Origin of the sequence: Streptomyces regalis (assembly GCF_001509475.1) — a bacterium.
GTDB lineage: Bacteria > Actinomycetota > Actinomycetes > Streptomycetales > Streptomycetaceae > Streptomyces > Streptomyces regalis.
Genome location: NZ_LLZG01000082.1, coordinates 1 through 12,811, shown reverse-complemented (window position 1 = coordinate 12,811; position 12,811 = coordinate 1). Strand labels below are relative to the sequence as shown.

Sequence of the window (12,811 nt, the reverse complement as noted above, 5' to 3'; positions counted from 1 at the left end):
GCCCCATGCCGGCGCCCCCATCCCCACCGGGGAGAAGAGGGGGCGGCGAAACGCAGGGCGGTGGGAGCGGTCCAGCGGAAGGCGGGCGCGCTCCACTCCAGGTGGAACGTAACCGGGCCCCTCTCCTGGCGGTTCCGGTACGGGCGCGGATCTGCTTGCCGGGGTCAGGCGTCCCGTGTCGGCGCCTTTGCGGGCCTGACGTTCGGCGTCGGTGTTCGTGTCGGTGGGGATGAGTGGCGAGGTCGTCAGGCGGGGTGGTGGCTGCCCGGTGTTCTCGGTGGTTCGGGAGCCGGGTCCTGCCTGGCCCGGGGGGCGGGTGCAGTGCGGTCGCCGGGGGCTGGCGCTCTCGCGTCGGTGCCTGGCGGCCTGCCGCCGGCTTTCGGTGCATTCGCGTCGAGGGGCGTGAGCGCGACGTCGGTCAGGCGGGGTGGTGGCTGCCCGGCTTTCTCACTGGTTCGGGAGTTGGGCTGTTCCTGGCTCGGGGGGCTGGGGTAGTGCGGTTGTGGGGGGCTGGCGCTCTCGTGCCGGTGCCTTTGCGGGGTGGTGTCGGTGTCGGTGGGGGTGAGTGGCGAGGCCTTCAAGGGGGATGGTGGCTGCCGGCCTTCCCCGTGGTCCGGGAGCCGGGCCGGCCGTTGGTGGCCCGGGGGCACAGTTGCCGGGGTCAGGCGCCCTCGCGTGGGTTCCTGCGGGCCTGGCGTCGGCATTCGGTTTTTTCGCGTCGCTGGGCGTGAGCGCGAGGTTCCTGGCCCGGAGTGCTGGGGTGGTGCGGTGGCGGGGGCCGGCGCCTTCGCGTCGGTGCTTTGCGGGCCTGCCGTCCGGTATTTCGCGTCGCGCGTCGTGAGCGTGGCCTCGGTCAGGTGGAACGGTGGCAGCCCGGCCCCGATGCCTCAGGACCGGGCTGCCGGCCGGGCGCCTACGCCAGTACCTTCTCCAGCGCCCCCAGTGCCTCCGTCAGCTCATCCGTCGTGATCGTCAGTGGTGGTGCCAGGCGGATCGTGGAGCCGTGGGTGTCCTTGACCAGGACGCCCTCGCGTAGGAGCCGTTCGCCGATCTCGCGGCCCGTGCCGAACGTCGGGTCGATGTCGACGCCCGCCCACAGGCCCCGCGCGCGGAAGCCGAGGACGCCCTTGCCGACCAGGGCCGACAGGCCGCCCCGCAGGGCCACGCCCAGCTCGGTGGCCCGGCGCTGGAACTCGCCTGTTTCGAGGAGGTCGACCACCGCCGTGCCGACCGCGGCGGCCAACGGGTTGCCGCCGAACGTCGAGCCGTGCTCGCCCGGGCGCAGCACGCCGAGTACGTCACGGCGGGCCACCACCGCCGACACCGGCACGATGCCGCCGCCCAGCGCCTTGCCCAGCAGGAGCACGTCCGGCACGACCGCCTCGTGTTCGACGGCGAGGGTACGGCCCGTGCGGCCGAGGCCCGACTGGATCTCGTCCGCGATGAACAGACAGCCCTTGCGGCGGGTCAGTTCCCGTACGCCGGTCAGGTAGCCCTCGTCCGGGATGACAACACCCGCCTCGCCCTGGATCGGCTCCAGCAGCACCGCCGCCGTCGTCTCGTCGACCGCCGCCTCCAGCGCCGCCAGGTCGTTGTACGGCACGATCCGGAAACCCGGCGTGAAGGGACCGAAGCCCTGCCGCGCCGTCTCGTCCGTGGAGAACGACACGATCGTCGTCGTACGGCCGTGGAAGTTCTCCGCAGCCACCACGATCGTCGCCTGGTCCGCCGGGACGCCCTTCACCTCGTACGCCCACTTGCGGGCCACCTTGATGCCGGACTCGACCGCTTCGGCGCCCGTGTTCATGGGCAGCACCATGTCCAGCCCCGTCAACGACGCGAGCCGCTCCGCGAATTCGGCCAGCTTGTCGTTGTGGAAGGCGCGGGACGTGAGGGTCAGGCGGTCGAGCTGGTGATGCGCCGCCTCGATCAGCGCCGGGTGGCGGTGGCCGAAGTTCAGGGCCGAGTAACCGGCCAGCATGTCGAGGTAGCGGCGGCCCTCCACGTCCTCCACCCACGTGCCCTCGGCGCGCGCGACGACCACGGGCAGCGGATGGTAGTTGTGCGCGAGGACCGGTTCCTCGGCGCGGATCAGGTCGGCGGACGAGCGGGTGGTCACGGGAGCGGTCATCAGCGGATCTCCTGGGTGCAGCACTTGATGCCGCCGCCGGCCTTGCGGAACTCCGACAGGTCGACGGGGACGGGGACATAGCCGCGGTCGGCGAGGGCGGAGGTGAGAGCCTCGGCCTGGGGCGCGATGAAGACGTTGCGGCCGTCGGACACGGAGTTGAGGCCGAACGCCAGCGCGTCGTCGAGGGTGGCGAGCACGGCGTCCGGGTACAGCCGCGCCAGCACCTCACGGCTGCCCGGCGAGAACGCCTCCGGGTAGTACACGATATTTTCTTCGTGCCCGCCGTCGAGGACGAACAGCGCCGTGTCCAAGTGGTAGAAGCGCGGGTCCACCAGCGTCAGGCTGATCACCGGATGGCCGAAGAACTCCTGCACCTCGCTATGGGCCTCGCGGGTCGTACGGAACCCGGTGCCGGCCAGCACGTACCGGCCCGTCCAGACCAGGTCGCCCTCGCCCTCGCAGACGGACTCGGGGCGGTACACGTCGTAGCCCGCCGCCTTGAACCAGGTGTCGTAGTGCGTGGACTCGGGGCGCCGCTCCGGCGCGTGGAAGAGGGAGCCGAAGACACGGCCGCCGACGACGACCGCCGAGTTCGCGGCGAAGACCATGTCCGGCAGGCCGGGGGCGGGCTCCACCGTGTCGACGGTGTGGCCATGGGTCCGGTAGGCGGTGATCAGCGCCTGCCACTGCGCCTGGGCCAGGTCGACGTCGACGGGGGCGTCGGGATGCATCCAGGGGTTGATCGCGTACTGCACGGCGAAGTGTCTGGGTTCGCAGACGAGATACCGCCGCCGGCGCGGCACACGGGAGTCGGTCACAGAGGGGTTCCTCCGCTTCCTGGGAGTGTCGACTGAGGGTTGACACCAAGGTAAGAAGTGCCGGAGACGAGCGACAAGGAAGAAATATTGCGTGTCCGCGCAGGAATGCTGCGTAGTTTCTTCGAAGAACGCAGGTCTGCTGCGCCCGGGAAAGGTTCAGCGGGGCGTCTGCTCCGGCGCCGGCTGGCTCGCGCCCGCCTCGGGGCTCTCGGGGAGCAGATGGGACAGCACCATCACGCTGATCGTCTTCCGGATGAACGGCTCGACGCGGATCCGCTCCAGCACCTCCTCGAAGTGCTCCACGTCCCGCGCCCGCACATGCAGCAACGCGTCCGCGCCCCCCGTCACCGTCATCGCCGCGGTGATCTCCGGATGGTTGCGGACCACCTCCGCGAGCCGCCGCGGCGGGGCCGCGCCCTCGCAGTACACCTCGACGTACGCCTCCGTACGCCAGCCCAGCGCCGACGGCTTGACCGTGGCCGTGAACCCGGTGATCACCCCCGTGTCGCGCAGCCGGTCCACGCGCCGCTTGACCGCGGTCGCCGACAGCCCGACGCTCGTACCGATCTCCGCGAAACTCGTCCTGGCGTTCGCCATCAGCGCCGTGATGATCTTCCGGTCGAGTTCGTCGAAGGATGCCGCGCCGCTGTTCATGTGGGCACTGTAAGCGGGACGACACCCAGCGCGAACGTCCACCCGGACCACATGTCCAGACGTGCGAATTCCTCCTACACTCCGGATTCATGCTGCGCGCCCTCGCTGTCGACGACGAACGCCCCTCGCTGGAGGAACTGCTCTACCTCCTGCACGCCGACCCCCGCATCGGCAGCGCGGAGGGCGCAGGCGATGCGACCGAGGCGCTGCGCCGGATCAACCGCGCCCTGGAGTCGGGGCCGGGCGGGCCCGAGGCGATCGACGTCGTCTTCCTCGACATCAACATGCCCGGCCTGGACGGACTGGACCTGGCCCGGCTGCTGACCGGGTTCGCCAAGCCGCCGCTGGTCGTGTTCGTCACCGCCCACGAGGACTTCGCCGTCCAGGCCTTCGACCTCAAGGCCGTCGACTACATCCTCAAGCCCGTCCGCAAGGAGCGCCTGGCGGAGGCGGTCCGCCGAGCCGTCGAACTGCGCGCCGCAGAGCTCCGCGACACCGCCCCCCGCATACCCGTGAGCGAGCCCGACCCCGACCACATACCCGTCGAGCTCGGCGGCGTGACCCGCTTCGTCTCCGTCGACGACATCACCCACGTCGAGGCCCAGGGCGACTACGCCCGCCTGCACACCGACAAGGGCAGCCACCTCGTCCGCATCCCCCTGTCGACCCTGGAGGAGCGCTGGCGTTCCCGCGGTTTCGTCCGCATCCACCGCCGCCATCTCGTCGCCCTGCGCCACATCGGCGAGCTCCGTCTGGACGCGGGCACCGTCAGCGTCCTGGTCGGCTCCGAGGAACTCCAGGTCAGCCGACGGCACGCCCGCGAGCTGCGGGACCTGCTCATGAGGAGGGCGTGACCATGCCCGGCAACCCCGCCGACCGTCGGGTCGTCGTCACCGGCCCGCCCCGGCAGGCCCGCCGGGTCTCCGGCTACTACCGCCCGCGCACCGAGATCGACGAACAGACCACCCTCGGCCACACCTACGTCCGCTCCCTGATGCGCACCCAGCTGCGCACTGCCCTCGCCGTGCTCGCCGTCCTCGGCCTGCTCGTCGGCCCGCTGCCCCTGCTGTTCGCCGCGATGCCGGACTCCCGCCACCTGGAATGGGCGGTCCTCGGCTTCGGCCTCTACGCACCGCTGGTCCTGCTGGCCCGCTGGTTCGTGCGCCGCGCGGAGCGCAACGAACGGGACTTCGTCCGGCTCGTCGAAGACCGCTGAGTCAGAGGAACCAACAGGGCCGTGAACTCCAGCTACGCCGTCCCCGCCGTCGCCCTCGTCGTCCTGGCGACCATCCTCGTCGGCGCCTTCGGCCTGCGCATCTCCCGCACCACCTCCGACTTCTACGTCGCCTCCCGCACCGTCGGCCCCCGCCTCAACGCGGCCGCGATCAGCGGCGAGTACCTCTCCGCCGCCTCCTTCCTCGGCATCGCGGGCCTGGTCCTCGTGCAGGGCCCGGACATGCTCTGGTACCCGGTCGGCTACGCCGCCGGATACCTGGTCCTGCTGCTGTTCGTCGCGGCCCCGCTGCGCCGCTCGGGCGCCTACACCCTCCCCGACTTCGCCGAGGCCCGCCTCTCCTCGCAGGCGGTACGGCGGCTCGCGGGCGCCTTCGTCGTCGGCACCGGCTGGCTGTATCTGCTGCCCCAGCTCCAGGGCGCCGGACTGACCTTGACCGTGCTGACGGGCGCACCCGACTGGCTCGGCGGAGTGATCGTCGCCGTCGTCGTGGTCGCCATCGTCGCCGCCGGCGGCATGCGCAGCATCACCTTCGTGCAGGCCTTCCAGTACTGGCTCAAACTCACGGCCCTGCTCGTCCCCGCCCTCTTCCTGATCCTCGCCTGGCAGGGCGACGGCGCCCCCCGGCACGCCTTCGACGAACCGGCGACCTTCCGCGAACAGCGCGTCGTCCGCGTCGACGGCACCCTCAACCTGAAGCTCGACCGGCCCCTGACCGTCACGGTGAGCGGCACGGTCGACGGCCGCAGCCACGACGACAAGCAGCTCCGGCTCCCCGCCGGCACCCACCACATCGAGGGCGGCACCCGCCTGACCTTCGCGAAGGGCGCCGAGGTCCCCGAACCCGACCGCTCGGCCAACGGCGGCCTGTCCCCCTCCCAGGCCGAGAGCCGCGGCGAACGCCCGCTGTACGCCACGTACGGACTGATCCTCGCCACCTTCCTCGGCACCATGGGCCTGCCGCACGTCGTCGTCCGCTTCTACACCAGCCCGCACGGCGTCGCCGCCCGCCGCACCACCGTCGCCGTGCTCGGCCTGATCGGCGCCTTCTACCTCCTGCCCCCGGTCTACGGCGCCCTCGGCCGCCTCTACGCCCCCGAACTCACCCTCACCGGGGACGCGGACGCCGCCGCACTGCTCCTGCCGGACCGCATGATCGGCGGCCTGGGCGGCGATCTGCTCGGCGCACTGGTCGCGGGCGGCGCCTTCGCCGCGTTCCTGTCCACGGCGTCGGGCCTGACCATGGCCGTCGCGGGCGTCCTCACCCAGGACGTGCTCCCCTCGCGCGGCGTACGGCACTTCCGGCTCGGCACGGTCCTCGCCATGGCCGTCCCGCTCGCCGCGAGCGCCCTGGTCGGCGGCCTGCCGGTCGCCGACGCGGTGGGCCTGGCCTTCGCGGTCTCCGCGTCGTCCTTCTGCCCGCTGCTCGTCCTCGGCATCTGGTGGCGACGGCTGACCCCGCCCGGCGCGGCGGCCGGGATGCTGGTGGGTGGCGGCTCGGCACTGCTCGCGGTCGCGGCGACGATGGCCGGCTTCCCCGGCTCCGGGGCGCTGCACGCGCTGCTCGCCTGGCCCGCGCTGTGGTCGGTGCCGCTGGGCTTCCTCACGATGATCCTGGTCTCCCTGGCCACCCCGGGCCGGGTGCCGGCCGGGACGGCGGCGATCCTGGCGCGGTTCCATCTGCCGGAGGAGCTGAGGGTGGAGGTGAAGGGGTGAGGAGTCTCATCGCCGGGCAGCGTGGTGCGGGTGGCGGCTTGTGCGGTCGCTTTGCCGGGTGGCGTGGTGCGGGTGGTGGTGTGGGCGGTCGCTTTGCCGGGCGGCGCGGGGCGGGTCGTGGTGTGGGCGGTCGCTTTGCCGGGCGGCGCGGGGCGGGTCGTGGCATGTGCGGTCTCTTCGCCGGGCGGCCCGGGGCGCGTCCTGGCATGAGCGGACGCATCCCCGGGCGGCGAGGGGCGGGGACGGCATGAGCGGATTCATCGCGGGCCTGTGCGTGGCGATCCTGCCGCTGCTCGCCGCCGGCTTCTGGCTCGGCCGGCGCACGGCCCGCCCCGAGAACCTCGGCGGTCTCGGCACCCCCGTCGAGCACGCCACCTTCGAGACCCTGCACACCGCGTCCCTCGCCGCACCCCCGCTGCGGGCCGGACTCACCGAGGAGACCGCCCGCAAGTCGGCCCGCAGGCTCCGCTCACTGCTCGGCACGGATGCGCTGTGCCTGACCGACCAGAAGGACGTGCTGGTCTGGGACGGCGTGGGCGGACATCACCGTACGCAGATCATGGAACTCCTCGGCGGACCACTGGAGTCGGGCCGCGGCGAGGCCTTCCCGCTCACCTGCGACACCCCCGACTGCCCGGTGCGCTGGGCCGTCGTCGCCCCGCTCACCGTCGACGACCGGGTCCACGGCGCCCTCGTCGCCTGCGCGCCCCGCGAGTCGGCGGTGCTGGTGCGGGCGGCCGGCGAGGTGGCCCGCTGGGTGTCCGTGCAGCTGGAGCTGGCCGACCTCGACCAGTCCCGCACCCGCCTGATCGAGGCCGAGATCAAGGCCCTGCGCGCCCAGATCTCCCCGCACTTCATCTTCAACTCGCTCGCGGTGATCGCGAGCTTCGTCCGCACCGACCCCGAGCGCGCCCGTGAACTGCTCCTGGAGTTCGCCGACTTCACCCGCTACTCCTTCCGCAGGCACGGCGACTTCACCACCCTCGCCGACGAACTCCACGCCATCGACCACTACTTGGCGCTGGTACGGGCACGCTTCGGCGACCGCCTTTCGGTCACCCTCCAGATCGCGCCGGAGGTCCTGCCGGTGGCCCTGCCCTTCCTCTGCCTTCAGCCGCTCGTCGAGAACGCCGTCAAGCACGGCCTGGAGGGCAAGGCCGACAAATGCCGCATCCAGATCACGGCACAGGACGCCGGCGCCGAAGCCCTCGTCATCATCGAGGACGACGGCGCCGGCATGGACCCCGTCCTGCTGCGCCGCATCCTCGCCGGCGAGGTCAGCCCGTCGGGCGGCATCGGGCTGTCCAACGTCGACGACCGGCTCAGGCAGGTGTACGGCGACGACTACGGCCTCGTCATCGAGACCGCCCTGGGAGCGGGCATGAAGATCACCGCCCGGCTGCCGAAGTACCAGCCGGGCGTGCACTCCGCGGGACGGCTCACCCGGGAGTGAGGCTCAGGCGCTGCGGCTGACGACCATCCCCAGCGTGATCAGCCCCAGCACCACCCACCCGAACCACAGCCAGCCATTGCTCCCGAGCGCCACCGTGTAGGCCGTCACCACGACGAGTCCGCCGACGGTGAGCACCCCCATCGCCTTGGTGGACCCGTCCGTAGAACCGCTGGAACCGCTAGAACCGGGCATCGCAACACCCTCCTCATGGTTCGTCCCCCTCCATGGTGCCCCCGTTCTGCTTCCGGACGGTGCATACGACGAAATGAGTGCCGTTCTTCCAGGACCCTTCGCTCGTCCAGGAGCCGGCCGTGTACACGGAAGGATCGAATCCGTACTCGCGCGGCGGCACCTCCCGGGCGCACGCGGTGTCCGACTCGGTGCGCGCCTCGGTGAGGGTGACGTCGGCGCCCAGCCGGGTGAATCCGAGCACCTGCTCGTCGTGCGGCCCCTCGCAGGACACCAGACGGGCGTCCCGGTGGGAGCGCACGTCCAGACAGTCCCGCCGCTGCATGGTCGCCGTATCCGCGAAGGCCGCCCCCGCCTTCCGGTGCTCACCCAGCGGCCCGTACACCGGCCCGTGCGCGCCCAGCACCAGACAGGCCGTGCGTCGCCCGGCCGCCTCGAACCCCGCCTCCGTCGGTACGACGGCGAAGCTGCGGACGTCCGCGAGCCGCCCGCGGATCTCCTCCGTCCGCTCCTCGCAGGCCGCCGGCCCCTCCTCGCGCGCCTGGGCGGCGGACGCGGCCGCGACGAACGCCATCACCTGCCCGTCCGGCGCCTTCGCCCCGCAGCTGGGATCCAGACTCAGCCGGGGCGTGCCCCGGAAGGGGGCCGTGCCGGGCCAGTCGGCGAGCACACAGTCACCGCCCGTCAGCGGATCGCCGAGCCCGACCGCGGCGCCGTACGGCCGCTCCGTCCCGTCGGTCTCGGACTCCTGCGCCATGGCGTACCAGACACCGGCCCCCGCGAGCGCCAGCCCGAGGAGTCCGGCGAGGACCGCGTGGAGGACGCGGGGGCGGGTGCGACGCCGCCCGCCGGGCCAGGCAACGAAGCCCTGCAGCTCGCCGGGCTGCTCGGCAAGGGAGCCGAGGCCCTGCGGACCCCCGGGCGGCTCGGGCAGCGAGCGCACGCCCTGCGGCCCACCGGGCTGCCCGGTCACGGAGCCCGGGCCGTGCGGCCCGTCGGGAGATCCGGACGGGGGACGGAACGCCCCACCCCAGTGCGGCTGCGAACCGAGATCGGTCTGGGTCCGCGCGTACGCGTCGACCTCCGGCGTGACGATCCGCGAAAGCGCCGCCTCCGCCTGAGCCGCGGACATCCGCCGCTGCGGATCCTTCTCCAGCAGCGCCCGCAGCACGGGCTCCAGGGCGCCGGCCCGCGCGGTCGGCCGGGGCTCCTCCATCACCACCGCGGTGATCTCCGCCAGATGCGACTCGCGGTCGAAGGGGCCCCGGCCCTCGACGCCGTAGTACAGCGTGCAGCCCAGCGAGAACAGATCGGCGGCCGGCGTGGGTGCCCCGCCCGTGGCCCGCTCCGGCGCCAGATAGCCCGACGTACCCACGAGCACCGACGCCAGCGTGTACCGCGTCTCGCCGGCGTCCGGCTGCACCGAGATGCCGTAGTCGGTGAGCAGCACACGGCCGTACGGCGCCCCGGTGCGGTCCGGCGCCAGCAGGATGTTCGCCGGTTTCACGTCCCGGTGCATGACGCCCCGCTCGTGTCCGGCGGTCAGCGCGTCGAGTACGGCGAGCCCGATGCGGGCGCACTCCGCGGGCGCGAGCGGGCCACGCTGCTCGATGAGGTCACGCAGGTTGACGGCGCCGGCCACGTACTCCATGACGATCCACGGCAGCCCCTCGTGCTCCAGCACGTCGTGCACGGTCACCACATGCGGATGCCCGCGCAGCCCCGCCGCGTGCCGGGCCTCCGCGCGGGCGCGGGCCACCCGGGCCTCGCGCTCGTAGGCCTCGGCCGGGTCCCGGAACACGATCTCCTTGAGCGCGACCTCGCAGGCGAGTCTCTGGTCGTGGGCGAGCCAGACATGCCCCATGCCGCCGCTGCCCAGCCGGTTCAGCAGCAGATAACGACCGGCGATGACCCGGCCCACTCCCGACGTCGACGATTCTGAAGGCATCCGGTGACTCCCGGGTTGTGCGTTCTGCGGGGCGCTGCGGTGGCTGCTATGCGTTCGTGCGCGAGATGGGCTCGCCGGTGGACGGGGCGCCGGTCGCCGGATCGGTCGTGGCGGGCACGCTGGTCTCGGGCGGCGGGGCGCTGGTCGGGGGCGAGCTCGTGGTCTGCGGGGGTGAGCTGGTCACGGGCGGGGGTGGCGAGCTGGACGTGGGGTCCTTGGTCGACGGGGGCGCGCTGGAGGTGGGCGGCGAGTTCGAGGAGGGCGGAGCGGAGGAGGGCGGGCCCGAGGGCGGGGGCCCGCTCGTGGGACCGGGGCTGGTCGTACCCGGGCCGGAGGACGAGGGCGGCGGAGTCGATGTGGACGGCGAGGACGGCGAGGACGGCGACGGCGTCGAGGTCGACGGATCCCGAGTCGGCTGGGATGTCCCCGGGCCCGGGGGAGCGGACGTGCCACCGGACGAGTCACCGGCGGTGCTGCGCCCGGCCACGCTCAACGTCACGTACTCCCCGAACCGCAGCTCGGTCCCGGCCGGTGGATCCGATGCCGTGACCCGGGCGTCGTCCGGCGGCAGCCCTCCGCCGTCGAAGGCGACCGCGAGCCCCTTGTCGGCCAGCCGCCGACCGGCCTGCCCGAACGTCGTCCCGGCGAGGTTCGGCACCGAGCGCCGCTCACGCGTGTCGAACGCGGTGTCGTCCTCGCCCGTGGTGCCGACGGGACGGTTGACGCCCCGGTCCGGTTCATGGACGTCGACGAGAGCGAGCCGCTCCACTTCCCGTGCAGCGGGCCGCACGGCCACCACGGACGCCTTTTCGTACCCTTTCCACTCCTCGTTGCGGTCGTCGAATTCGACCTTTATCCGGGTCGTGTCCCCTTCGAAGGGCCGCAGCGGATTTCCGCACGAGCACTTCACGGCGGGAAGACCTTCCGCATCGACGAGAATCGCGATTCCCGACTGAAGAAGCGCGTTGAAAGGGGCGGCCTTGCCCTTTTTGTAGTCGTGGTTCTTCACGAGAGTGTCGTGACGCAGGAGTACGGGCGTGAGGCGATCGAGATAATCCGGAATCTCGGCCGTGCTGATCGAGAGCGCCGCAGCCCACGCCTGTGCCTTGTGCTCATTGGCGGGATCGGTGAGGAACTCCTTGAGCCGTACGACGTCACAGATCGTCGCCTGCTCGGAACCCCCGTACAGACCGGGAGTGTCACCCTGCTGCAGGCCGCCGTGCGCCGTCTGTACCCTGACCTGCGCGTCCCGCCCCAGCCCCTGGCTCTCGTCGAAGAAGGGCGCGAGCGACGGAACCCCCGAGGCCACCGCCTTCACCGCCGACAACGGTGCGTCCTGATCGCACCCGCTGAGCGCCAGAACGAAGACCAACAGGACGGCGATCCTCCGAATCACCGATTTCCCGGCCCTGTGTACGAAAACGCGAAGCGCCATTACCGCTCCCCCCCGGCGGTTCCCCCGACGCGCTTCATGCTACTGAAAGGCGAAGCCTTTCGGTTTCCTCAGTTTCCGCGTGTGTTCAATGAGGCCAAATAGGCGTTGTACGCCTCGAGTTCCTTGTCGCCGTCCCGGTCGGCGGCCCGGTCCTTGCGCCGGGCCTGCCGCTGCTCGGAGCCGTACCACTGGAACAGCAGCGCGATCAGCACCAGCACGGACGGAATCTCACTGAACGCCCAGGCGATGCCGCCTGCCGCGTTCTGGTCGGAGAGCGCGTCGATACCGAGCGAGGCGGGCGGGTTCTTGAACGTCTCGACCATCGGCTCCGACGCCATCATCAACGCGATGCCGAAGAACGCGTGGAACGGCATACCCGCGAACAGCTCCAGCATCCGCATCAGATAACCCGGCCGGTGCGGACCGGGATCCACGCCGATGATCGGCCAGAAGAACACCACACCCACGGCGAGGAAGTGCACCATCATCGCGATGTGCCCCGTCTTGGAGCCCATCAGGAAGTCGAAGATCGGCGTGAAGTACAGCGCGTACAGGCTGGCGATGAACAGCGGGATGGTGAACGCCGGATGCGTGATGATCCGCATGTACCGGCTGTGCAGGAGGGCCAGCAACAACTCCCGCGGCCCCTTGCGCCCCCGCCCCGCCGGCGGCAGCGCCCGCAGCGCCAGCGTGATCGGGGCGCCGAGCAGGATCAGGATCGGCGACAGCATGCTGATCACCATGTGCTGCACCATGTGCACGCTGAACATGACCATGCCGTAGTCGTTCAGTCCGGTGCACATGACGAGCATCACGGACAGCACACCGGCGACGTACGAGACGGTCCGCCCGACGGACCACGAGTCCCCACGCCGCCGCAGCCGCACAACACCCCACGCATACAGCGCGAGCGCGACCACACAGGCAACGAGGAAGAACGGGTCGGCCGACCACTGAAGCCCCCGCCCCAGCGTGAACGGCGGCAAGTCCATGATCATGCCGTGCCCGCTGTGATCCATCCGACGGCTCCTGTTTCGTGGGGGGATGTGCTGTCTGTCCGCACCAAGACTAGAACTGCCCCCGGCCGAGCTTTCGACCGGGGGCAGCCGCATCGCCCCTACGGCGAGCCCCCTAAGACGTCATCTCATTTGGCTGGGTAAGCTGCCGGTCGTGGCAGGGATCGTTGAGCGGCTGGTGCCGGACGAGTTGTGGGAGCTGTTCGCGCGGGTGGTA

The 12,811-nt window shown here is 71.6% G+C and carries 11 protein-coding genes; 4 read left to right on the top strand and 7 right to left on the bottom strand.

The features are described 5' to 3' along the window. Positions 1 to 913: 913 nt before the first annotated feature. From rocD to ADL12_RS13940, 3 genes are all read right to left on the bottom strand, one after another. Positions 914 to 2,131 (bottom strand): ornithine--oxo-acid transaminase, encoded by a 1,218-nt coding sequence (gene rocD, locus ADL12_RS13950; RefSeq protein WP_062702132.1) that lies wholly within the window; start codon positions 2,129 to 2,131, stop codon positions 914 to 916. Further along, positions 2,131 to 2,949 (bottom strand): dimethylargininase, encoded by an 819-nt coding sequence (gene ddaH / locus ADL12_RS13945; RefSeq protein ID WP_062702131.1) that lies wholly within the window; start codon positions 2,947 to 2,949, stop codon positions 2,131 to 2,133. The genes rocD and ddaH overlap by 1 nt, the downstream gene beginning before the upstream one ends. Before the next feature lie 156 nt (positions 2,950 to 3,105). Next, the gene (locus tag ADL12_RS13940; protein WP_062702128.1) at positions 3,106 to 3,603 is read right to left on the bottom strand and encodes an Lrp/AsnC family transcriptional regulator; all 498 of its coding nucleotides are present in this window, start codon (positions 3,601 to 3,603) and stop codon (positions 3,106 to 3,108) included. A gap of 89 nt (positions 3,604 to 3,692) precedes the next feature. On the opposite strand from ADL12_RS13940, the gene ADL12_RS13935 reads away from it, so the two are divergent. The 4 genes from ADL12_RS13935 (at position 3,693) to ADL12_RS13920 (ending at position 8,006) form a co-directional block, all read left to right on the top strand. Next, positions 3,693 to 4,457, top strand: coding sequence for a LytR/AlgR family response regulator transcription factor (locus tag ADL12_RS13935; RefSeq protein WP_062702127.1), 765 nt, complete (start codon positions 3,693 to 3,695; stop codon positions 4,455 to 4,457). Positions 4,458 to 4,459: 2 nt separating this feature from the next. Further along, positions 4,460 to 4,819, top strand: a complete 360-nt coding sequence (locus ADL12_RS13930; protein ID WP_062702125.1) for a hypothetical protein — start codon at positions 4,460 to 4,462, stop codon at positions 4,817 to 4,819. 21 nt (positions 4,820 to 4,840) lie between these two features. Next, the gene (locus ADL12_RS13925; protein ID WP_062702123.1) at positions 4,841 to 6,553 is read left to right on the top strand and encodes a sodium/solute symporter; all 1,713 of its coding nucleotides are present in this window, start codon (positions 4,841 to 4,843) and stop codon (positions 6,551 to 6,553) included. Positions 6,554 to 6,800: 247 nt separating this feature from the next. Then, positions 6,801 to 8,006: a sensor histidine kinase gene (locus tag ADL12_RS13920; protein ID WP_062702121.1), complete on the top strand. Its 1,206-nt coding sequence runs from the start codon at positions 6,801 to 6,803 to the stop codon at positions 8,004 to 8,006. Positions 8,007 to 8,009: 3 nt separating this feature from the next. On the opposite strand, the gene ADL12_RS13915 is transcribed toward ADL12_RS13920, so the two are convergent. From ADL12_RS13915 to ADL12_RS13900, 4 genes are all read right to left on the bottom strand, one after another. After that, positions 8,010 to 8,198, bottom strand: coding sequence for a hypothetical protein (locus tag ADL12_RS13915; protein ID WP_062702119.1), 189 nt, complete (start codon positions 8,196 to 8,198; stop codon positions 8,010 to 8,012). A gap of 13 nt (positions 8,199 to 8,211) precedes the next feature. Then, on the bottom strand, positions 8,212 to 10,143 hold the full coding sequence (locus ADL12_RS13910) for a serine/threonine-protein kinase (protein WP_062702117.1): 1,932 nt from the start codon (positions 10,141 to 10,143) through the stop codon (positions 8,212 to 8,214). Positions 10,144 to 10,189: 46 nt separating this feature from the next. After that, positions 10,190 to 11,515, bottom strand: coding sequence for a DUF6777 domain-containing protein (locus ADL12_RS13905; protein WP_341846358.1), 1,326 nt, complete (start codon positions 11,513 to 11,515; stop codon positions 10,190 to 10,192). Positions 11,516 to 11,646: 131 nt separating this feature from the next. Continuing rightward, complete coding sequence (locus tag ADL12_RS13900) at positions 11,647 to 12,597, bottom strand: cytochrome c oxidase assembly protein (RefSeq protein WP_062702113.1); 951 nt, start codon at positions 12,595 to 12,597, stop codon at positions 11,647 to 11,649. Positions 12,598 to 12,811 lie beyond the last annotated feature (214 nt).

What these genes read in the sequence shown, in the direction of transcription:
- rocD (WP_062702132.1), bottom strand. Translation starts at nt 2,131, where the DNA reads ATGACCGCTCCCGTGACCACCCGCTCGTCCGCCGACCTGATCCGCGCC.
- ADL12_RS13940 (WP_062702128.1), bottom strand. Translation starts at nt 3,603, where the DNA reads ATGAACAGCGGCGCGGCATCCTTCGACGAACTCGACCGGAAGATCATC.
- ADL12_RS13935 (WP_062702127.1), top strand. Translation starts at nt 3,693, where the DNA reads ATGCTGCGCGCCCTCGCTGTCGACGACGAACGCCCCTCGCTGGAGGAA.
- ADL12_RS13930 (WP_062702125.1), top strand. Translation starts at nt 4,460, where the DNA reads ATGCCCGGCAACCCCGCCGACCGTCGGGTCGTCGTCACCGGCCCGCCC.
- ADL12_RS13920 (WP_062702121.1), top strand. Translation starts at nt 6,801, where the DNA reads ATGAGCGGATTCATCGCGGGCCTGTGCGTGGCGATCCTGCCGCTGCTC.
- ADL12_RS13915 (WP_062702119.1), bottom strand. Translation starts at nt 8,198, where the DNA reads ATGCCCGGTTCTAGCGGTTCCAGCGGTTCTACGGACGGGTCCACCAAG.
- ADL12_RS13910 (WP_062702117.1), bottom strand. Translation starts at nt 10,143, where the DNA reads ATGCCTTCAGAATCGTCGACGTCGGGAGTGGGCCGGGTCATCGCCGGT.
- ADL12_RS13900 (WP_062702113.1), bottom strand. Translation starts at nt 12,597, where the DNA reads ATGGATCACAGCGGGCACGGCATGATCATGGACTTGCCGCCGTTCACG.